Raw genomic sequence first — 22,828 nt, 5'->3', positions numbered from 1 at the left:
TAATAACATTATTTTGTTTGTCAGTTAACCATCTAATGTCGTCAATCGCAGGTTTTTTACACAACAATTGATTTATTTCACTGACTGGTGATTAAAACTAGCCAAAAATAGGGCATTCATGGGAGGTTACTGGCTAAAGTATGTTGTTACTTATAGAGTCCTTGCTGTTCTATATAGTCAAACACCGGTTTGGGCAGGTATTGGCAATAATGTAAATTAGCTTTTATTTTGGCTCTAATTTCGGTAGACGAAATATCAACAGGTGTACTTTCATGAAGAATGATTTGCCCTGTTTTTTTATACTGTAATTTTGCCAAATCATAAATAAGGCGGGATTTTAATTCTGGTGCAAGTGACGCTTCCAGCGCTGAATGCGGATAACCAGGGCGAATATTAACCACCAAGTTACACAAGCTAAGAATTTCTTGCCAACAATGCCAAGTTGTAAATGATAGCAGCGAGTCCATACCCATAATAAAAAATAAGTCTGCGCTTGGTTGTTCAGCTTTTATTTCATGCAAAGTATCGACAGTATAGGAAGGGCTTTTACGGTTAAGCTCTCGATTGTCTAGAGTGAATATATTACTGTTTTCGCAGACTAAAGACACCATGTTAGCACGCTGTTTTGCATTGGCATGGGTACTGTTTTTATGGGGCGGAATATGCGCGGGAATTAAATGTAATTGCTTCGTACCTAACCATTTTGCCGTTTCTTGAGCGGGTAAAATATGACCCTGATGAATCGGGTCGAAAGTACCGCCAAGTAATGCGATAAGCGTTGGCGCAGTTTGCTTAGTTGTACTCATAATCTAAACTGAAATTCTGACTGATGGTATCGTGAAATAAGCTAATGAAAACATCACTCAGTAAAGTGAATGCGTTAAAATCACTGCTGGTTTTACTGAGTAAATCAACTTGCGCTAGCCGTGCTAAAGCTTGTTCAGCATGCCTTAAGGTTATGTGCTTTAAAGCATGCTGATATAAAGGTTTTTTCTTATCCCAAATACGATACTGCTTAAAAATGTCGTTAATACTGCTGCCTTGCTCTATTTGCTCCAACATGGCATAAAGCTGGCTAATTTCTTTATGGACCACCCAAACTAATTGACCAAGCGCACTGCCGTCATGTTGCATTTGATCTAGCATAGTTAAGCATTTTTTTAGATCGCCGATCAATAAAGTATCAATGAGTTGAAAAGCGTTGAATTTTGCTTGTTTAATGAAAAGTTGTTCAGCGTCCTCTATACTCACCGGTTGCTGTGAAAACAAAATAGACAGCTTTTGCAATTCTTGAGCGAGTGCCGGTAAATTACCTTCAAATAATTCCGCCATTAAATTAATCACGTCGGGTTGCAATGTTAATTGTAACTGTCGAGCTTGATTATTCAGCCATTGTTTTAATTGTTTAGTCTCCATATCGTATAAAGGGACAAAGCAACCAGCTGCTTCTAACGATTTAAACCATTTACGCTTTTGCGTTGCCGCGTCTAGCTTTTGGCCATGAAATATTAGTTGGATATCTTGATGTAATAACGTGAGTAATTGGGCAACACCTTTTGCGCCATTATCGCCAATTTTACCCGAGGTAAACTCTATTTCGATAATACGTAATGACGAAAATAAGCTCATTGATTGATATTCTTGAAACAGCTCGTCCCAATCAAATTTATCGTCGATGCTAAATCGAATTATTTCGTCAAAGCCTTGCTTTTTTGCGTGCAGTTTTATTTTTTCTAATGCGTCATTTTTTTGCCATAACTCATCACCAAATACTAACCATATTGGCTTAAAGCCTTGGTTGAGTGTGTTGTCGAGTTGATTATGATATATGCGCATGTAATTTACCTATAGCTGAATACTAGCCATATCACGCAAGATTTTATTGGCGGCTTCTTTACGCATTTCTCGTAGCATTAACGATAACTCGCGACTTTTTGCTAATGCAATATCAGGATCATCTTGATAATCACGGTTAAGCTCAAAGCGGAAGTTTTGTATATCTTGCCCAGGAATTAAAATTTGATAGCGAACGGTATAAATAAGTTCGTATTCTGCTACTTGACCATTCGGAAAAACTGACAGTGTTCTTCTGTCTAAGTTGTCTTGTAGCATGCGCATTTGTGGAATTTTATCATCACTTTTTTGCACTAAATTAACATCATTAATCGTTAAATGCTGTTTAACTAAGCGCGTAAGTTCGCCATATTGGTCAACCGAGCTAAAAGCAATGGTTTGTAATTCAGGCGCTAATAAATAATTACCGCGCAGTTGAAAACCACAACCCGTTAACATGATTAATACTAGGCTAAATGATAGCAGTTTGCTTACTCGACCAATGACCAATTGCTTCATAAAGTGTTCACTTTTTAATGGATAAAAATTTAATCAGTGCCTAGCTAATAGGTTTAGTAGGCACTGTTAAGTTACTGCGATGTTGTTAATCTATAAATGATGACTAAAAATTTACGCAAAAGTCATTGCAGAAATTAATTAGCAACAATATTTAACAACTTACCCGGTACATAAATGACTTTACGTACGGTTTTTCCGTCAATAAACTTACTGACATTCTCATCGTTAAAACCGATTTCTTCAACCGCTTCTTTGGTAGCATCAGCAGAAACGGTAATTTTAGCGCGTAATTTACCGTTAACTTGCACAATAATTAGCTTCTCATCTTCAACTAAAGCACTGTCGTCAACTACTGGCCATGCTGTATTCTCAACCGGGTTACCATCACCAATCATGCTCCATAAATGATGACTTAAATGTGGCACGATAGGGGTTAGCATTAATACCACAGCGCGAATAGCTTCATGCATGACTACACGGTCTTCAATGCTTGCAATACTGGCTTTGCCTAAATGGTTCATTAACTCCATAATCGCGGCAATAGCGGTGTTAAAGGTGTTGCGACGGCCAATATCATCGCTGACTTTAGCGATGGTTTTATGTAATTCACGGCGCAGTAACTTTTGAGCTGGATTAAGTGTTAATCCCTCAATACTTGGCGCTGCTTGTGACACATCTGCTGCTTGAGTAAAGTCATAGGTAAGTTTCCAAACGCGCTTTAAGAAGCGATGAGCACCTTCTACACCGGTATCTGACCATTCTAATGTTTGCTCAGGTGGAGAGGTAAACATGATAAATAGGCGCACAGTATCGGCGCCATATAAATTAATTACTTCTTGAGGGTCAATGCCGTTGTTTTTCGATTTTGACATTTTGCTCATGCCAGCAGAAATAACCGGTTTGCCATCTAATTTACTGACAGCAGTCGTTACTTGGCCTTTTTCATCGCGTTCAACTTCAACATCGGTTGGTGCTATCCAATCTTGTCCACCATTATCAGCTTCACGGTAGTATGTATCGGCTAATACCATGCCTTGACATAGTAATTTTTTAAATGGTTCGTCTGATGTAACTAAGCCAGCATCACGCAATAACTTATGGAAAAAACGTGCATAAAGTAAATGTAAAATTGCATGCTCAATTCCACCAATGTATTGATCAACCGGCAGCCAGTAATTGGCTTTGGCTGGATCTAACATTTGCGTATCATCGTTTGGCGAACAGTAACGTGCGTAATACCATGATGATTCCATAAAAGTATCAAAGGTATCAGTTTCTCGGAATGCTTCTTCGCCGTTGAATGTGGTTTTTGCCCATTCAGGATTATCTTTAATCGGTGACGTTACACCGTTCATGATGACATCTTCAGGTAGCTCAACCGGTAATTGATCGGCTGGCACTGGCACAGATTCACCATTGGCTAAATGCATCATTGGGATTGGCGTACCCCAATAACGTTGACGGGAAACACCCCAGTCACGTAAGCGGTAATTTACCGTTACTTTACCTTTGTTTTCACTGATCAACTTATCAGAAATAGCTTTAAAACCATCTTCAAAACTTAAACCGTCAAATTCACCTGAATTGATTAAAACATTTTTTTCAGTAACGGCGGCTTTAGTCACGTCATCGTTTTCAGTACCCGCGATAACTTGTTTAATTTCTAAACCGTACTTAGTTGCGAATTCCCAATCACGTTGGTCGTGACCTGGTACTGACATAACCGCGCCTGAGCCATAATCCATTAGGACAAAGTTTGCGGCCCAAACCGGTACAATTTCACCGCTAATAGGATGAAGTGCTTTTAAGCCGGTATCAACGCCTTTTTTCTCCATTGTTGCCATATCGGCTTCAGTAGATTTATTGGTTTTACAGCTTTGAATAAATTCGGCGAGTTCTACATTATTTTCTGCTGCAGCTAACGCTAATGGATGTTGAGCGGCTAATGCAACATAAGTCACACCCATCAAGGTATCAGGACGGGTAGTATAAATATCGAAGCTTTCTGCAGAGTCAGCCACTTGGAAAGTCATTTCTACGCCTTCAGAACGACCAATCCAGTTACGTTGCATGGTTTTAACTTGCTCAGGCCAATCAGTTAATTGGTCTAAATCGTTAATTAATTCTTCAGCATAGTCAGTAATTTTAATAAACCACTGTGGAATTTCTTTGCGTTCAACTAACGCACCTGAGCGCCAACCACGACCATCGATAACTTGCTCGTTAGCTAATACGGTTTGATCAACAGGATCCCAATTTACCGTGGCATTTTTCTTATACACTAAGCCTTTTTCATAAAGCTGAGTAAAGAACCATTGTTCCCAACGGTAATAATCTTTTTTACAAGTCGCTAATTCACGACTCCAGTCGTAGCCAAAGCCTAATGACTTTAATTGGTTACGCATGTAATCAATGTTTTCATAAGTCCATTTAGCCGGCGCAGAGTTGTTTTTAATCGCGGCGTTTTCAGCAGGCAATCCAAAAGCGTCCCAACCCATAGGTTGCATAACGTTTTTGCCTTGCATGCGTTGGTAACGAGAAATTACATCACCTAAGCTGTAGTTACGTACATGGCCCATATGGAGTCGGCCACTTGGATATGGAAACATCGCCAAGCAATAAAACTTTTCTTTTCCTGGTAACTCTTCAGCTTTGAAGGTGTTGTTATCAGTCCAAAATTTCTGAACATCGGCTTCAATTGATTGGGGATTGTAAATGGATTCCATTAAGATTTCTCAAGCACGCTTAAATAGGAGCTTCAACCTGCTTTATTGGCAAATTTATAGTAATAAAATTTGATATTTTAAGATTAGGTTTTAGCGATAAAAATTATCCCGATAGGATACCTTATCTCTAGCCGCTGCGACAAGTTAAAGCAGGTTAATGCGGCAGATTTTTCAAGATAAAGACGAGTTAGTCGACAAAAGCCACTTTTGTCATTGTTTTTTACCCTATACTAAAACAGTTAATGGTGGCTTTTATCACCTTAATTATTATACTAAAAGCTGGGCTTTATATTACGGAGGCGTTATGAAAAAAGAACAATCTTCTGTTAAAGAGGTGTATCAAAAGTTACAAACATGGCTTGAAGACACCAAAGAAAATGAAGTTCGGTCAATAGCCGGTTTTCTGGAACAAGCGAAAGCTATTGTTATTGCTGCAGAGCAAATTCCAGAACAGAAAGTTAAACAATTTATAGCCAATCTACAATATGATCTCAGTGATTTCTATCAGCAATATCAAGCCGATATTAAGCACTCAGTCTATTTAGAAATACTGCATGAAAGCCTCTGGGAAAACTTGGCTAAAATTACCGATAAATCACAAGTAGAATGGTCGGAGCTTATGGATGACTTTCAACATAAAGATGGCTACCATGTTGGTGATTATGTAGGGTTTGGGCAATTACAATGTCAGACCTGCTTACACTGTGTTACTTATAGCCATGCTAATGTTGTGACAGATTGTATTAACTGCGGTGGCAAAGACTTTAATCGCTTAAGTCTAACTCCGTAAAAACTAACTTTTTTTTACGGGTTTTTTAATATTATTTTGCTGTTCATAGCCGTGTCGCTGTACACTGTATTTAATGAAGCAGTATCTATACTAAACGGACTCTTAAATTAGCCGTTTAGTATTATTTCCGTTGATATGTAAATCGTACCCCCAAGAGATCTTCTATGACAAATGTGTCAACCAATGCACGCCTTAAGCCTAGTCAATTAACCGCAGATTTAACGGTTAAACAATTTGCCAATGCCACACCAACAGCAGAAATAGAACAAGTATTTATTGGCCATGAAAGAGCTAAAGAAGCGTTAACTTTCGGGTTGTCGATGGATGCACCAGGTTTTAATGTTTACGCTATGGGTGAGCATGGTACGGGACGTCAAACCCTTATTAAACAAATGCTAGCCGCAACAGCGAGTAAAGAACCAACACCTGATGAATGGTGCTATATCAACAATTTTGATGACCCAAATTCGCCACATAATCTATATGTTAGCCCAGGTGATGGTAAGCAGTTACTTACTCGTATGAATACCTTTATTGATGAGTTGATGGATTTGTTTCCAGAAATTTTCGATAACCCCGGTTACCAAAGACAAAAAGCTGCGCTCGATCGCGACTTTAATAAAAAATATGATCAAGCCATTACCGAAGTTGAAGCAGCGGCATTAAAAGAAGATGTGGTATTGTTCGAAGAAAATGGTGAAATTGGCTTTTCACCATTAGTTGAAGGTAAGCCACTTAATGATAAAGAGTTTGCTGAACTAAAAGAGCCCAAACGTGCTGACTTTTATATTTTATTGGCCAAGTTAGAAGATTTATTGTCTGAAAAGTTAATTGAATTGCCGCAATGGAAACGCATTGCTTCCGATAAATTACGTAAGTTAAAGCACGAAACCGCGGCACAAAGTATTCAACCGTTTTTAAAAGAGCTTGAGACGGAATTCGCCAGTAATATTGGCGTTCAAAAATATTTAGCAAAAGTGAAAGCTCATGTCGTAGATGCTGTATTAGAGTTACTGGTAGATGAAAGTAACGAGGCACCTAATGACAAAGATATGCGTAAATTGATGGTTGAACGCTTTTTACCTAATTTACTGGTCACCCGCAAAGCGGATGAAGGTGCGCCGGTTATTTATGAACAAAACCCGACCTTTCAAAACTTGTTTGGTCATGTTGATTTTGGTAGTTTTCAAGGTGGCAGTTACACCAGTTACCGTTTAATTCGACCGGGTGCTTTGCATAAAGCTAATGGCGGCTACATATTACTCGAAGCGGATAAGTTGCTGACTCAGCCTTTAGTTTGGGCGCGACTGAAATTAGCGCTAAAGTCGCAGCAAATAACCATTGAAAATCCGCATTTAGAATATGCACAGCCAGGCGCATTTAGTCTACAGCCTGAAAAAATACCGTTAAACGTTAAAGTAATTTTGTTGGGTGATCCTGAAATTTATTACACCTTACAAGATTATGATCAAGAATTTACCGAGCTATTTCGTGTTTTGGCGGACTTTGATCGTCATCTAGAGAAAAATCAGAGCAATTTAAATGATTACGCGAATTTAATCCGCCAACGAGCCCATCGTAATCATTACCCTGAAGTAACCGACGAAGCCGTATTAGAACTGGTTAAATATGCGCTTAGGCGTGCCGAGCATCAACACAAAATATCGGCTAATATTGTGCAAGTTAATGACTTATTAGATGAGGCATTCTATTTGTGGAAGCTATCTGCTGGTACAAATGGCTTGTGTGGTAAACATGTGACGATGGCGCTAGCAGCCAAACAACGTCGAACCGGTCGCATGAGTGAAGCATGGCTAGAGGAAATTAAAGAGCGTCAGTTATTAATTGATACTGAAGGCGGACAAATCGGTAAAATCAATGGTCTAACAGTATTAGAGATTGGTGATAGCGTTTTTGGTACACCCGCGCGCATAACCGCGACGGTATATGCCGGTAGCCAAGGGGTAACAGATATTGAACGTGAAGTTGATTTAGGTAAATCTATTCACTCGAAAGGGGTGTTGATTTTAACCGGTTATTTGGGCCATAAATATGGTCAAAAATTTCCGGTGACTATTTCGGCCAATATTGCCATTGAACAGTCTTATGGCCATATCGATGGTGATAGTGCTTCTATGGCTGAGCTTTGCGCATTAATTTCTGCTATTGCTCATTTACCGATAAACCAGGGCCTAGCGATAACGGGGTCGATGAATCAGCATGGAGAAGTGCAATCAATTGGTGGCGTTAATGAAAAAATTGAAGGCTTTTATCGTCTCTGTAAAGATAAAGGTTTAACCGGCGAGCAAGGGGTTATTATTCCTAAGACTAATACCATTAACTTAATGTTGGCACCTGAGGTTATTCAGGCCGTAGCTGATGGGAAATTTGCCATTTATGCGGTGGATAATATTGATCAGGCGATTGAAATTTTGATGGCGCAACCTGCTGGAGCAATGACGAGAACGGGTCGTTATCCAAGAAAATCAATACACGGTATAGTGCTTGATAAATTGTCTGCATTTTCTGACTTACTAAATGGCGTTGAAGAATAATCACTGATAATGGCCAGTTTATAAAATTTTACCTCTAACAATAAACACGGCAAGCGCCGTGTTTATTGCTTTTCACACTATCTATAATTTTTAAATGCTAATATTCGCTTAAAAAACAAGCATTACTTGAATTCTTTTCTATACTCAAATTATCAACGATATTTTTCATTGTGATCTTTTGCAAAGTACATTCGCAAAAGTCGACTATGCAAATATTGTGTAAATTATAAAGTTATAGGTGCTATCTCAGTAGGATTAATGAAGAGAGAAAGTTAGCGAAAGCGAAATAACAATAATAAGTAAATGCAGTGAGCAAATACTACCCTTGGTAATAATGAGCTCCCTATAAGGTCAGGAATTTAACCTACCTAGCAGACTCTTTTGTCTGTCCCATCTACTTAGTGGTTACTTTGCGATGAATTTTAGTAACACTGAAATCCAATATAGCTAATGCATGTTAACTTTATTTTAATCGCTTTATGTTATGCCAAAGTGCAAATGAATGGCTGAGTATTGCGTATTAAGCATGTATCGATAAGTTTGCTGTCTGTCGGTTTTAGTTTAATGATTTGTGGCCATTAATATTTGGCACAAGCAAACATTAAGTTATCAGTGGAGGCTTTGTGGACACATCCGATCAAATAACTCAAGTATGGCCGATCGCGGCTTACTTTATTATCTTGGCTGGTATGCTCATTGTTATGATGCTGCTGTCACATTTTCTTGGCCCCAAAGGAAAACAGCGGGCGAAAGACACGCCTTATGAATCTGGCATTATCTCTGTCTCTGACAATAAAACTCGTTTTACTAATCACTTCTTTTTATATGCCATTTTCTTTGTCATTTTTGACCTAGAAACTATTTATCTTTTTGCTTGGGTTATTGCTTTTGACGAAGTTGGTTGGCCAGGATTTATCGAAGCTAGTATTTTCATTACGGTACTCCTTGCGGCTTTAATTTATTTGATTCGTATTGGCGCATTAGAGTTAACACGTCGCCATCAACCTTTTAGAGTAACGCAACTTCAGCGCTTGCAAAAAGCTGAAAAGCAACCTGTTAAACAAAGCATTTTTGAACAAACTCTTTTTGATAAGACTAAGGGACAGCAATAATGGAATGGTCGCTAACAAAAGCAAAATTAGATGATGCCATGGGTGAGATGAAGGGCGTTTCTGAAGCAGAACTAAAGCGCAGTGTGCTTTTTGCTAAGCTTGATGACATGGTGAATTGGGGACGTAAAAATTCCATATGGCCGTTTAATTTTGGCTTAAGTTGTTGTTATGTCGAAATGGCAACAAGCTTTACTTCGCGCCATGACATTGCCCGCTTTGGCGCAGAGGTTATACGTGCAACGCCAAGACAAGCCGATTTGATGGTGATTTCAGGGACTTGTTTTCGCAAAATGGCGCCGGTGATTCAACATCTTTACGAACAATTATTAGAACCCCGTTGGATTATCTCTATGGGGTCATGTGCTAATTCCGGCGGTATGTACGATATTTATAGCGTTGTTCAAGGGGTAGATAAATTTATCCCCGTTGATGTATATGTTCCCGGTTGTCCACCACGTCCAGAAGCGTTACTCGAAGCCTTATTATTGCTGCAAACTAAAATTGAACACCAGCCACGACCGTTAAGTTGGGCGGTTGGGGAGCAGCAGGTGAGTGAAATTGGTAAACCGTCATTACGAGATATTAAACACGAAGAGCGCATACAGGTGACTAATTTAGATTCGCCAGATCATATTTAAATGGGCTCAGTTATTGGCTTTAATAAACAAAATTTTAATAAAGTGAAAACGTAGTAAACAAACTAATAATAAAAACGGCTAGCGTGAAGGGAAGTTAATGGCAACACAAGTAAATATGAAAGCGAGTACTGATTGGCAGATGCTGCAAGCTGTTCCTTTGCTTGATGAAATTCTTGCCATTTCGCCTAAGCTGAAATTACAGCCGGTCAGCGCTGTTGAAAATATTGTTGACGATATTCCTTCTTATTGGTTAGAAAAAAATCAGTTAATTAAGCTGATGCAAGTGTTAAAACAAGCATTAGCTCAGCCCTTTGATATGTGTTTTGATATTACCGCTATCGATGAAAGTGAGCGAGAGCACACATCATTATTATCTCAAGCCTTTACCGTTAGCTACCATTTACGCTCTTATCAACGTAACCAAGACATTCGTATTAAAGTTGCCCTTAATCCGAGAGATAAAACCTTAGAAAGTGTCTGTGGTTTTTGGCCAAATGCCAATTGGTACGAACGAGAAGTGTGGGATATGTTTGGTATTGTTTTTCTAAATCATCCGCATTTAACTCGTATTTTAATGCCGCAAACCTGGGAAGGGCATCCGTTACTGAAAACTCATCCTGCGCGTGCGACCGAAATGGATCCCTTTACGTTGCCACCTTATCAACAAGATAAGGAACAAGCTGCACTGCAATTTAACCCCGAAGCTTGGGGGATGAAACGACAAAGTAAAGACAGCGACTTTATGTTCTTAAACCTTGGGCCTAATCACCCTAGTGTTCATGGCGCTTTTCGTATTGTTTTACAAATGGAAGGCGAAGAAATTATCGATTGTGTGCCTGATATTGGTTATCACCATCGCGGCGCTGAGAAAATGGGCGAGCGACAATCTTGGCATAGTTATATTCCTTATACTGACCGTATTGATTACCTTGGCGGCGTAATGAATAACTTTCCTTACGTGATGGCAGTTGAAAAACTCGCCGGCATTACCGTACCGGATCGGGCGAAAGTTATTCGTATTATGACCGCTGAAATGTTCCGTATTCTTAGTCACTTATTGTTTTACGGTACATTCGCGCAAGATCTTGGCGCGCTTTCACCTATCTTTTATATGTTTATCGACCGTGAAAAGCTTTTTGGCATTATTGAAGCCTTTACTGGCGCTCGCATGCACCCGAGTTGGTTCCGCATTGGCGGCGTTGCACAAGATTTACCAAAAGGTTGGGAAGGCTTGGTGCGTGACTACGTTAATTACTTGCCTAAGCGTCTTGATGAATATGAAAAAATGGTCATGCAAAACTCAATTTTAAAACAACGTACGGTCGGTATTGGTGCGTATTCAACGCAAGAAGCTATTGACTGGGGCGTTACTGGCCCAGGTTTACGAGCGACAGGCTTTTCATGGGACTTGCGGAAACAACGACCTTATGGAGGCTATGATCAATTTGATTTTGAAGTGCCCCTTGGCCAGAACGGTGATTGCTATGATCGTTGCCGTGTTCGCGTAGAAGAAATGCGCCAGAGTATTCGCATTATTGAGCAATGCCTTAATAATATGCCACAAGGCCCTTATAAAGCGGAACATCCGCAAACCACGCCACCGTTAAAAGATAGAACCATGCGTGATATTGATACCTTAATTCCGCATTTTCTTAATGTTTCATGGGGGCCTGTGATCCCCGCCGGTGAAGTGTCGATAAGCGTAGAAGCCACGAAAGGTATTATGGCTTATCACTTGTTCAGTGACGGCGGCACCATGAGTTATCGCACCCGCATTCGTACTCCTAGCTTTCCCCATTTACAAATGTTGCCATTAATTAGTAAAGGGCAAATGGTGGCGGATCTTATCGCGACATTGGGCAGCGTTGATTATGTGATGGCAGATGTAGATCGATAAAAATTATAACAACGATTTATAACAACGAGTTATAGCAAATAAAGAGATAGTGATGGAAACAATCGACACGACGACAATTGATTATCAACATTATTTAACAGCACCTGAAATTGCTGCTATTGAGCATGAAGCCAGTATCATGGAAACACGTGAAGCCGCAGGTATTGAGGCACTTAAAGTAGTGCAAGAACATCGTGGCTGGATCAGTGATGAAAGCCTTTTTGCTATTAGTGACTTGTTAGCTATTCCCATTGCCCAGCTAGAAGGCGTAGCGACTTTTTATAATTTAATTTACCGCCAACCTGTCGGCGAATATGTTATCCATTTGTGCGACAGCATTGCTTGTCATTTAACAGGCCTAGACTCAGTTCTTACGGCGATTAAACAACATTTAAACATAGAATACGGCCAAACCACAGCAGACGGTAAGTTCACGCTACTGTCTAATGCATGTTTAGGCAGTTGTGACAAAGCACCGGCTATGATGATTGGCACCGAGCATTACCAGTATTTAAGTCCTGAAAGCGCGGTTGATATTCTGCAACAACTTGCGGTAAGGGAGAAGTAAATGCCTGAGTCGACATCTAACATTAATCACAAGCCGTTAACCCAATGGGTAAATTTACAACAGCCGTTGTCATTTGACGATTATTGCCAAGTGGGCGGTTACCAAGGGGCAAAAGTAGCGCTAGAACATTCACCCAATGACGTATTAGAGATTGTTAAAAATTCAGGCTTAAAAGGGCGCGGAGGTGCTGGCTTTCCAACCGGCATGAAATGGAGTTTTGTGCCGATGTTTGAGGACGGCGATGAAAATGCGCCAGATAATAAATACCTAGTCGCCAACGCCGATGAAATGGAGCCAGGTACATTTAAAGACCGTTTATTACTTGAAGGTGTGCCGCATCAATTAGTTGAAGCTATGATTATTGCGGCTTACACCATAGGGGCGAACAAAGCTTATATTTTTCTGCGCGGTGAATATCATTTAGCGGCCAAGCGCCTACAGCAAGCAATTGATGAAGCGTACCAAAATAATTGGTTAGGTGAAAAAATTCAAGGTAGCTCATATGCAATGGATTTATATGTCCATTGCAGTGCGGGACGCTATATATGTGGTGAAGAAACGGCCTTGATAAATGCACTCGAAGGCAAACGTGCAACGCCTAGAGCAAAGCCACCTTTTCCGCAAGTCAGTGGTTTATTTGGCAAACCGACCATAGTGAATAATGTTGAGACCTTATGTAATTTACCGCATATATTAAAAAATGGCATTGAGTGGTTTCAGGCTATTTCGCCCAACAGTGACGCCGGAAGTAAAATTTACGGTGCTTGTGGGCGAGTAAAAACTCCTGGTTTGTGGGAGTTACCTATGGGGCCGACTTTGCGTGAGGTGCTATACGACTACGCTGGTGGTATGCAAGATGGCCTGCAATTTAGAGGCTTACTGCCCGGTGGTGCATCTACAGATTTTCTCGTTGAAGAACATCTTGATACACCTATGGATTTTGACTCAATTGCCAAAGTAGGTAGTCGTTTAGGTACCGGTGGATTGATTGTGTTGGACGATAAGAACTGTCCAGTTGCTATGGTGTTAAATTTGATGCGCTTTTTTGCTCAAGAATCTTGCGGTTGGTGTACGCCGTGTCGAGATGGCACACCTTGGGCGGTTGAAGTGCTCAACCGTATCGAACAAGGCCAAGGCAAAATACAAGATTTAGACACCTTAGCTAAACTGTGTGACTTTATGTGGATAGGCAAAACCCATTGCGCTTTAGCTCCTGGCGCTGTTGAGCCATTACGTAGCGCTTTAAAATATTTTCATGACGACTTCTTACAGCATATTGAGCACGGTTGTTGTCATTATAATCCGTCAATGACGCCAAAGCGTACTAAAGTATCGCAAGCCCAAGTGTCAAATATTCACGCAACCCAGTCAACACTCTCTCCTACATCACCAAAGGCAGGGCAATAACATGAGTGAAAATAACGTGACGATTTTCATTGATGACGTGCCTTATCAGCTTAGCACTGAAGATAATTTGCTGGCGGGAGTGCTATCAAAAAAATTAAACTTACCTTATTTCTGTTGGCACCCGTCGATGGGCTCAGTAGGGGCTTGTCGCCAGTGCGCCGTGACACAATTTCAAGATGAAGATGATAAACGTGGGCGTTTAGTCATGGCGTGTATTACCCCAGTTACAGACGGTATGCGCATTAGTATTAAGCATGAAGCAGCGACTGAATTTCGTGAACAAGTTATCGCTGCAATGATGACTAATCATCCTCATGACTGTCCTGTTTGTGCTGAGGGCGGTGAATGCCATTTACAAGATATGACCGTAATGACCGGCCATAGCGTACGGGAATATCAGGGCACAAAACGTACATTCACCAATCAATATTTAGGTGAATTAGTCGGCCACGAAATGAACCGTTGTATTACCTGTTATCGCTGTACGCGTTTTTATAATGACTATGCTGGCGGTAAGGATTTCGGCGTTTATGGATCAAAAAACCAAGTGTACTTTGGTCGTCAGTCTGACGGTGCTTTGGAGAGTGAATTTAGCGGTAATTTAGTTGAAGTTTGCCCCACCGGCGTATTTACCAATAAAGTATTTTCATCGCACTATACTCGAAAATGGGATCTACAATCTGCACCGTCGGTTTGTAGCCATTGCTCTGTAGGTTGTAACTTAAGTATTGGCGAACGTTATGGTTCGGTGCGCCGAGTAATGAACCGCTACAATGATGATATTAATGGCTATTTCATCTGTGACCGCGGTCGTTTTGGTATAGGTTTTGTTAATGGTGAACAGCGTATCAACCAAGCTAAAGGCATCGCGCAACAATCACCTGTCTCATTAACTAAATTAGATGTTGCGAAAGCTTTCTCACACTTTAGAAAAAAACAATTTATTGGTATTGGCTCTGCCCGTGCCTCATTAGAAGCTAATTTTTATTTGAAAAATATGGTTGGCGCTGAGCAGTTTAGCCCCGGCTATAATGACCAAGAAATGAAAGTAGCGGCGCATCATGCGCAATTACTGGCATCAAACAAAGCACCAAGTCTGACGGATATTGAAAGCAGTGATTTTATTTTTGTTATTGCAGAGGATATTAGCCAAACCGCGCCAAGAATGGCCTTGTCTGTGCGACAAGCGCTGCGCAATGCCGCTATTGATAAAGCCGCAAAAATAGGTATTCCATCATGGCAAGACAGCGCAGTTCGAACCATTGGGGGAAAATTATTATCACCGTTATTTTGCCTGCAAAGTACCACCACTAAACTCGACGATGTATCAGAGCAAGCATTATTGTTACCTATTGAGCAAATCACGAAATGTTTAGCCACTTTTGAAAAGTTATTAAAGCTAGCTAACGTTCAAAGTATTAACAATGACAAAGCAGTAGAAGAAGCGGTTACAAAATTAGCTGAGCAAGATCAGTTGAGTGTTGAGGAACAAGGTTTTATTACCTCAATTTATAAGGCTTTACGTAAAGCTAAAAAGCCATTATTTATTTCTGGTACTAGCTCCGTTTGTGCTGAAATTTTGAGTCATATTACCAATGTAATGTCGGCGTTTAAACAGCAAAATACAATGGTCGCGCCAGCATTAATTATTGTGCCGCCTTGCAGTAATAGCGTTGGTTTATTATCTATTTTAGATGAGCAATCGCTGTCGATAGAACAAGTTATAGCACAGCTAAAAGACTCTGATAAAAACTATCAAGGGCTTATTTTACTTGAGCAAGAACTGGATAAACTCTCTGCGAATCAAATCGCGCAGTTAAGAAAATCAGCTAAAACCCTCATTGTGCTTGATCATTCAGCTCATCGATTATCAAGTATCGCCGATATTGTGCTGCCCGTTGCGGCTGTTAGTGAAGGCGATGGGCATTATGTTAATTACCAAGGCCGAGCACAGCGATTCGTTCAAGTACATGCACCTGTGCTTCCGATACAAGAAAGCTGGCGTTGGTTAGATAATATTGCCGATATTGTTGGTATAAAAGTATCGAAAAAATCGACTGAAGTTAGTGGTCTTAATCCTTATGAATCTGTGCAAGTTGTCGCTAAAAACAACGACTGCGAATCACTCACTCAATTACATCAATTTTTTACTGATACTTATGCTCAATGGCCTATGTTAATAGCAGAAAAGAGTATTGAACCTGAGCAAAAGTCTATTGCGAGAATGAGCCATCGAGCCAGTGGGCGTACAGCACAAATGGCTAATATTACAGTACATGAAGCAAAAACTACGCAAAAAATTGATGATGACTTTACTTTTTCAATGGAAGGTAAATCTGTTGGGCAAAGTGGTGATATGCCTTTTACTTGGGCGCCAGGTTGGAATTCGAACCAAGCTATTGCTCAATTTCAAACCGAAATTAATGGTCAATTATTAAAGCAAAAGGCAGCGGTGTTTATCCCGATATTGACAGAAGTAGCCAACAACCCTAACTGGCGAATATTAGAAAGCAGTAAAGAAAGTTCTGCTAATAATCTAGCGGCTAATCTTTTAACTTATGTTCAGCAAAAGCATGTTTATTTCAGTGAGTGGCAAGCCGCGCTAACTCCTGAATTTAAAATGCAGCGACAAAGTAATCAAATTTATATCAATGCTGGGGCAGCTCAGCAAGCTGGAGTGAAAAAAGGTCAGTGGTGTAAAATTATTTTCTCAGCGACGAACAAAGAAATGCAATTGGCCAGTCAAAGTGTCATCGGGCAAGTGTTTATCGTCAATCATTTACCCAGTTCATTAGCATTTGGCAACTTTGCTCTTTCTCAGACTTTGACGCAGCAAGTTGAAATGAGCATTTCTTTAGCGTGCGACCAAGAGGTGAGTGATTATTTAGCGCAATTTAATGATGGGTTGATCGCCGCGAAACAAAGTAAAGAAAACATTCTCGACAGGCTAAAAGTAAAGGATCAAAACATTCCTATTCGATTGTTCTCAGGAGGATTGAATGATGGTTGAAATGCTATGGAAACTGTTTGAAATTACTATCATCATCTCATTACTTATTCCCATTGCCGCTATGCTGGTGTGGGTAGAACGTAGAATGATCGGTATTTGGCAAGACCGTTGTGGGCCAAATCGAGTTGGGCCCTTTGGTGTTTTGCAGTCATTGGCAGATTTATTGAAAATTTTGGGTAAAGAAGATTGGATCCCACCTTTTAGTGATCGTTTAGTTTTTGTATTAGCGCCTATTATTGGCGCGATGTGTGTATTAATGAGTTTTGCGGTCGTACCGTTTTCTCCTAGTATTGGCGTTTCTGATTTAAACATTGGCTTATTATTTTTTCTTGCTATGGCATCACTGGCTGTTTATAGCGTGGTGTTGGCAGGGTGGGCGTCAAACTCTAAGTATGCCTTGTTAGGTGGTATGAGAGCGGCCGCTCAAACGGTCAGTTATGAAGTTTTTATGGGCTTGTCTGTCATGGGCGTGGTGTTACTAACCGGCACATTTAACCTCCGTGAAATTGTTTTAGCACAAACTGATGGCTGGTTAATTCAATCGCAATTTGTTGGTTTCTTTATTTTTTTAGTCGCGGGTATTGCTGAAAGCCATCGATTACCGTTTGATCTGCCAGAAGCTGAAACTGAGCTCACCGCTGGTTTTCATACCGAATATTCTGGCTTGAAATTCGCTTTGTTTTTTCTCGGAGAATATTTAGGCGTAACCTTAATTTCAGCCATGTCAGTGGTGCTTTTCTTTGGCGGTTGGTTAATGCCTGAACCCCTTGCATCATGGTTACCTCCGTTATTGTGGTTCATTATTAAAATTATGTTTTTTGTGATGTTTTTTATTCTTTTAAGAACATCACTGCCGCGACCTAGATTTGACCAATTACTAAAGTTTGGCTGGGTAGTGATGTTGCCTTTAGCGTTATTAAACCTTTTAGTTACCGCGGTATTGCGCTTAACGGGAGTGCTATAACTATGAATAAACTCCATCAAATCTATGCTGATAATAACAATGCAAACGGGGGCGATAATGTTTAGTCAACTTCGAACCATGTGGTTAGTGCTAAAACACACTTTTACTAAAGCCGATACGGTGCAATATCCAGAAGAAAAGCCTTATTTGGCACCCAGGTATCGCGGGCGAATTGTCCTGACTCGAGACCCTGATGGTGAAGAGCGTTGTGTGGCATGTAATCTTTGTGCAGTGGCTTGTCCGGTTGACTGTATCGCGTTGCAACAAGTGGTTGATGACGATGGCCGAAAGCGCGCCGACTTTTTCCGTATTAACTTTTCTCGTTGTATTTTATGTGGTTTTTGTGAAGAAGCTTGTCCGACTTATGCCATTCAATTAACCCCTGATGTGGAATTAGCAGAATACGATAGACAAAACTTAGTCTATGAAAAAGAGCATTTATTAATTAATGGCCCAGGTAAATATCACGATTATAGCTTTTATCAACAGTCAGGTATTGCGATTGCGGGTAAAGGCAAGGGACAAGCAGAACAAGAAAGGCCACCTATTGATATTAAAGGATTAATGCCATGAGTTGTGACATAACTTTGCTAGAAAAACCTCTGCATAGCGCTAAGGAGAGTCAACATGCTCGCTAATTTTGCAGCTATTGAAAGCCTATTTTATCTTGCTGGTTTGGTGGCCGTAATCGCTAGTTTAAAAGTGGTAACAGGCAACAATACCGTACACGCTTTGTTATATTTGGTGGTGTCGTTATTGGCGGTTGCGGTGTGCTTCTATTTAATGGGAGCGCCTTTTGCCGCGGGGTTAGAGGTCATTGTTTATGCTGGCGCAATTTTAGTGCTGTTTGTTTTTGCCGTACTGATGTTCGGTTTAGGGGAAGATGAAACCGCAAACGCGCCAAAGAATAAAAACTTAGCCAATATGGTGGGGGCGATGTTGTTGGCCTTCGCGCTGCTGATTGAAATTGTCGTTATTATTAATAATGCTGAGATGCAACAAAGCCTACAAGCCACGGTTATTAGTTCAAAAGCCGTTGGTATTATGTTGTATGGCCCCTATTTACTGGCGGTTGAAATTGCTTCTTTTCTACTTTTATCAGGTTTACTAGCTGGTTATCACTATGCTAAACCCGATGTTACTGGAGGTCCGCTATGACCTCTATTCCGCTGTTTCATGTGCTTATATTATCGAGTCTATTATTTGTTATCGGCTTTATTGGCGTGGTGGCAAGAAAAAACACGCTGTTTATTTTGATGAGTTTAGAAATCATGCTAAATGCCGTTGGCGTTGCTTTTATTGGTGCAGGCAGCGTTTGGCAGCAGGCTGATGGCCAAGTGATGTTTATTTTAATTTTAACCCTTGCCGCGGCTGAAGTTGCGGTCGGGTTAGCGTTATTAATCCGTATGCAAAAGAAATATCGCTCCTTAGATATTGATTTATTAAACCAGATGAAGGGGTAATGATAGTGCTATTAGCGACTTTACCATTTTATCCTTTAGTGAGTTTTTTGCTGTTAATTATCTTTGGTAAGAAGCTGTCTTGGCAGCTTGCCGCCATAATTAGTGTCACAAGCATGGCAGTAACGGTTTTAGTGAGCGCGATATTATTGTTTGAATTGTCGGCTACTCAAAACCAAGTGTTGAGCGTTAACCTCTGGCATTGGTTTGATTTAACTAATCAACTTGGCACTAGCGAAGTTAATATGCGCTTTTATCTTGATGGCCTATCCGCTGTTATGATTAGCGTGGTTTGTGGCGTGGGTTTTCTGATTCATTTATTTGCCGCCATATATATGAAAACTGATGCGAATTTCTCGCGTTTTATGGCCTACATGAATTTATTTATTGTCGCTATGCTGATATTGGTTTTAGCCGATAATTTAGTGCTGTTATATCTTGGCTGGGAAGGTGTTGGTTTATGTAGTTTTTTATTGATTGGTTTTTGGTATCAAGAAAAAAGTAATGTTTTAGCCGCACGCAAGGCGTTTATTGTTACTCGAATTGGTGATACCTCGATGGCGATAGGCTTGCTGTTATTGTTTAATACATTCGGTGAATTAAATATTGCAGCAGTGACGACATTAGCACAACAAGCCAATAATATTGCGGCTAGCGCTAATTCGGTTGCTAACATAGAGCACGCAAATGATATTTATTGGATTGCCTTGTTATTACTCGGTGGCGCGGTCGGTAAATCAGCACAATTACCCCTGCAAACTTGGTTACCTGATGCTATGGCTGGGCCAACACCGGTTAGCGCACTGATACATGCCGCCACTATGGTTACCGCCGGGGTGTATTTAATTGCCCGCATGCATGGCATCTTTTTATTATCGCCTGAAGTAATGAATTATGTCGCTTGGCTTGGAGCCTTAACTCTATTACTCGCTGGCATTGCGGCATTAGCACAAACCGATATTAAGCGCGTTCTCGCCTATTCAACCATGAGCCAAATTGGTTATATGATGCTGGCGTTGGGCGCGGGTGCATGGTCTGCAGGCGTATTTCATTTAATGACCCATGCTTTTTTTAAAGCACTATTGTTCTTAACGGCAGGAGCGGTTATTTATGCGCTGCATCATCAACAAAATCTTTTCAACATGGGCGGTTTATTGAAGAAACTGCCGTTTGAAAGCAGTTTGTTTATTGTTGGTTTAATTTGTTTGATGGCGTTACCGGGGACTTCAGGATTTTTCTCCAAAGAAGCGATTATTGCTCAGCTTTGGTCGTCTAATACTGCGGGGCCAATGTTATGGTGGTGCGCTATTTTAGGAGCACTATTAACCAGTATTTATAGTTGCCGGTTATTCTTTCTTGCCTTTCTGGGGTCTGCGCGCTTCACTGAAAAGCCCCACACAGAAAAAAGTACTTTGTTACGTAGTGCATTAATTGTGTTAGCGCTGCTGTCATTATTTGGTGGACTTATTCCGCTGGATCTTACATTAGTGTTCTCAACATTTATACAAACGCCATTAGCATCATTGGATGAACCTAATTGGTTACATACAATTGCCATTATTACGCCATTTATAGGTATTGTGTTTTCTTGGTTTTATTTTAAAAGCTATCGTAGTGCTGCAATGAAAGGCAGCGAACATCAAATTAAAGCCAGTGAAAGTAAGCTTGTAGTGTTCTGCCGTCATGGTTTAGGTTTTGACACTTTATATGATGCAGTGTTAGTTAAACCTTATCAGTGGCTTGCCGAGCTAAATAAACGCGATATATTCGACCAAATTATTATGCTCAATGTTTGGTACGTTAGCTTGTGGCACGATGCATTATTGCTGGTACAAAATGGCAGTTTACGCTGGTATTTGGCGGCCTTTGGTTTAGCCATATTACTGTTGTTAGGAGTAAGTTTCTTATGACTCTCACCTTTATTATGTTGGCATTGCTGATTGCGGGTGCCTTAGCATGGCGAGCTGAAAAACATTGGCAAGGTAGTGCTAAGTGGTTGGCATTAATGAGCTTAGCCTTATTAGCGACAGTTTTTGCTGTTTTTATTATTAATCAGGCAATCAACCACAATAATGACTTTGAACAGTTACAAGTGCTAACCCAAGTTGATTGGATTAAAACTTTTAATATTCAATATAGTATTGCGATTGATCAGTTAAGCATTGTGCTAATAGCGCTGACTTGGCTGTTAGCGATTATTTGTGTGTTAGTTTCTTGGCGAGAAATTCAGACTCATGTTGGTTTTTATTATTTTAATTTACTGTTAACTATCGCCGGTATTATTGGTGTTTTTGTTGCGGTTGATATGTTTCTTTTCTTCTTTTTCTGGGAAGTTATGTTACTCCCCATGACCGCCATTATTGCTATTTGGGGACATGAGAAACGTCAATTTGCTGCGCTTAAGTTTTTCATATTTACTCAAGTGAGTAGTTTACTAATGCTAGTGGCTATTATTGCCACAGGATATTTTCATTTATTACAAACGGGGCAGTTAAGTTTTTATTACCTCGATTGGCTTAAGTTAGATATTCCACTCGAAATGAGTCAATATTTGATGTTAGGTTTTTTTATTGCCTTTGCAGTTAAACTACCCTCAGTGCCCGTACACAGTTGGTTACCTGATGCGCATACTCAAGCGCCAACAGCCGGAAGCGTTTTACTGGCTGGCGTGCTTCTAAAAACCGGGGCTTACGGCTTAATTCGCTTTGTTATTTTCTTGTTCCCACAAGCTAGCGAGCAATTTGTCCCCATTGCTGCGACATTAGCTGTGGTGAGCATTGTTTATGGCGCTAAAATGGCTTTTGCACAGCAAGATTTTAAACGTTTAGTCGCGTATAGCAGTATTAGCCATATGGGCTTTGTAATGCTGGCATTGTTTGCGTTTAATGCTACTGCTTATCAAGGCGCCATTGTGACTATGGTGGCTCATGGTTTAAGTAGTGCGGCTTTGTTCGCAATGGCGGGCATGATTTATCAACGGATTCACAGTCGTAATTTAGCCGATATGGGCGGTTTTTGGCAAAGTGCGCCTCGTATGGGCGGATTTGCTTTAGCTTTCGCTGGCGCTGCTTTTGGTTTACCGGGTTTAGCTAACTTTATTGGTGAGTTTTTTAGTCTTGTTGGGGTATTTCAAGTGCTGCCTGAATTCGCCATTGTTGCAGCTTTAGGTCTTATCGGCTCTGCTATTTATGGCATGGTACTTTTTCAATCGAGCTTTCAAGGGGCACCAAAGCAGGACATTGTTGATCTACAGTCTAGGGAGCTGATTATTTGTGGCTCATTATTATTGATGCTTTTAGCCATTGGTTTATATCCGACGCTATTGCTTAAATTCTCATTTGGAGTCTAG

Annotated in this window: 18 protein-coding genes; 14 read left to right on the top strand and 4 right to left on the bottom strand. The window is 40.5% G+C overall.

Annotation, left to right across the window (positions count from 1 at the left end; translation table 11 throughout):
* Positions 1-146: 146 nt before the first annotated feature.
* From nadD to leuS, 4 genes are all read right to left on the bottom strand, one after another.
* A complete protein-coding gene (gene nadD, locus A3Q33_RS03725) occupies positions 147-806 on the bottom strand; it encodes a nicotinate-nucleotide adenylyltransferase (RefSeq protein WP_081178769.1) in 660 nt (219 codons plus the stop codon).
* Positions 793-1,836: a DNA polymerase III subunit delta gene (gene holA, locus A3Q33_RS03720; RefSeq protein ID WP_081178768.1), complete on the bottom strand. Its 1,044-nt coding sequence runs from the start codon at positions 1,834-1,836 to the stop codon at positions 793-795. Before holA ends, nadD begins: the two co-directional genes overlap by 14 nt.
* 9 nt (positions 1,837-1,845) lie before the next feature.
* Positions 1,846-2,352: an LPS-assembly lipoprotein LptE gene (locus tag A3Q33_RS03715; RefSeq protein ID WP_081178767.1), complete on the bottom strand. Its 507-nt coding sequence runs from the start codon at positions 2,350-2,352 to the stop codon at positions 1,846-1,848.
* A 134-nt stretch (positions 2,353-2,486) separates the two neighbouring features.
* Positions 2,487-5,078, bottom strand: coding sequence for a leucine--tRNA ligase (leuS, locus tag A3Q33_RS03710; RefSeq protein ID WP_081178766.1), 2,592 nt, complete (start codon positions 5,076-5,078; stop codon positions 2,487-2,489).
* A gap of 304 nt (positions 5,079-5,382) precedes the next feature.
* Between leuS and A3Q33_RS03705 the strand changes: the two genes are divergently transcribed.
* The 14 genes from A3Q33_RS03705 (at position 5,383) to A3Q33_RS03640 (ending at position 22,828) form a co-directional block, all read left to right on the top strand.
* Complete coding sequence (locus A3Q33_RS03705; RefSeq protein ID WP_155866691.1) at positions 5,383-5,868, top strand: zinc ribbon-containing protein; 486 nt, start codon at positions 5,383-5,385, stop codon at positions 5,866-5,868.
* Positions 5,869-6,032: 164 nt separating this feature from the next.
* Positions 6,033-8,423, top strand: a complete 2,391-nt coding sequence (locus A3Q33_RS03700; RefSeq protein ID WP_081178764.1) for an ATP-binding protein — start codon at positions 6,033-6,035, stop codon at positions 8,421-8,423.
* A gap of 623 nt (positions 8,424-9,046) precedes the next feature.
* Positions 9,047-9,535, top strand: coding sequence for an NADH-quinone oxidoreductase subunit A (gene ndhC / locus A3Q33_RS03695; protein ID WP_231295773.1), 489 nt, complete (start codon positions 9,047-9,049; stop codon positions 9,533-9,535).
* Between the two features lie 38 nt (positions 9,536-9,573).
* Complete coding sequence (locus A3Q33_RS03690) at positions 9,574-10,173, top strand: NuoB/complex I 20 kDa subunit family protein (protein ID WP_502687239.1); 600 nt, start codon at positions 9,574-9,576, stop codon at positions 10,171-10,173.
* Positions 10,174-10,270: 97 nt separating this feature from the next.
* Entirely contained in the window at positions 10,271-12,070 is a 1,800-nt protein-coding gene (nuoC, locus tag A3Q33_RS03685) for an NADH-quinone oxidoreductase subunit C/D (RefSeq protein ID WP_081178762.1), read from the top strand.
* A 52-nt stretch (positions 12,071-12,122) separates the two neighbouring features.
* Positions 12,123-12,638, top strand: coding sequence for an NADH-quinone oxidoreductase subunit NuoE (gene nuoE / locus A3Q33_RS03680; RefSeq protein WP_081178761.1), 516 nt, complete (start codon positions 12,123-12,125; stop codon positions 12,636-12,638).
* Positions 12,639-14,045 (top strand): NADH-quinone oxidoreductase subunit NuoF, encoded by a 1,407-nt coding sequence (gene nuoF, locus A3Q33_RS03675; RefSeq protein WP_081178760.1) that lies wholly within the window; start codon positions 12,639-12,641, stop codon positions 14,043-14,045.
* A gap of 1 nt (position 14,046) precedes the next feature.
* The gene (gene nuoG / locus A3Q33_RS03670; RefSeq protein WP_081178759.1) at positions 14,047-17,055 is read left to right on the top strand and encodes an NADH-quinone oxidoreductase subunit NuoG; all 3,009 of its coding nucleotides are present in this window, start codon (positions 14,047-14,049) and stop codon (positions 17,053-17,055) included.
* Entirely contained in the window at positions 17,045-18,019 is a 975-nt protein-coding gene (gene nuoH / locus A3Q33_RS03665; RefSeq protein WP_502687215.1) for an NADH-quinone oxidoreductase subunit NuoH, read from the top strand. Before nuoG ends, nuoH begins: the two co-directional genes overlap by 11 nt.
* 57 nt (positions 18,020-18,076) lie before the next feature.
* Positions 18,077-18,592 (top strand): NADH-quinone oxidoreductase subunit NuoI, encoded by a 516-nt coding sequence (nuoI, locus tag A3Q33_RS03660; RefSeq protein ID WP_081178758.1) that lies wholly within the window; start codon positions 18,077-18,079, stop codon positions 18,590-18,592.
* 54 nt (positions 18,593-18,646) lie between these two features.
* Positions 18,647-19,177, top strand: a complete 531-nt coding sequence (gene nuoJ / locus A3Q33_RS03655; protein WP_196798046.1) for an NADH-quinone oxidoreductase subunit J — start codon at positions 18,647-18,649, stop codon at positions 19,175-19,177.
* The gene (gene nuoK, locus A3Q33_RS03650) at positions 19,174-19,482 is read left to right on the top strand and encodes an NADH-quinone oxidoreductase subunit NuoK (RefSeq protein ID WP_081178757.1); all 309 of its coding nucleotides are present in this window, start codon (positions 19,174-19,176) and stop codon (positions 19,480-19,482) included. Before nuoJ ends, nuoK begins: the two co-directional genes overlap by 4 nt.
* On the top strand, positions 19,482-21,389 hold the full coding sequence (gene nuoL, locus A3Q33_RS03645; protein ID WP_081178756.1) for an NADH-quinone oxidoreductase subunit L: 1,908 nt from the start codon (positions 19,482-19,484) through the stop codon (positions 21,387-21,389). Before nuoK ends, nuoL begins: the two co-directional genes overlap by 1 nt.
* A complete protein-coding gene (locus A3Q33_RS03640; RefSeq protein WP_081178755.1) occupies positions 21,386-22,828 on the top strand; it encodes a complex I subunit 4 family protein in 1,443 nt (480 codons plus the stop codon). The genes nuoL and A3Q33_RS03640 overlap by 4 nt, the downstream gene beginning before the upstream one ends.

This window comes from Colwellia sp. PAMC 21821, from assembly GCF_002077175.1.
Classification (GTDB): Bacteria; Pseudomonadota; Gammaproteobacteria; order Enterobacterales; family Alteromonadaceae; genus Cognaticolwellia.
Note: the sequence above shows the minus strand (reverse complement) of the source record. Positions and strands in the feature narration are given on the sequence as shown.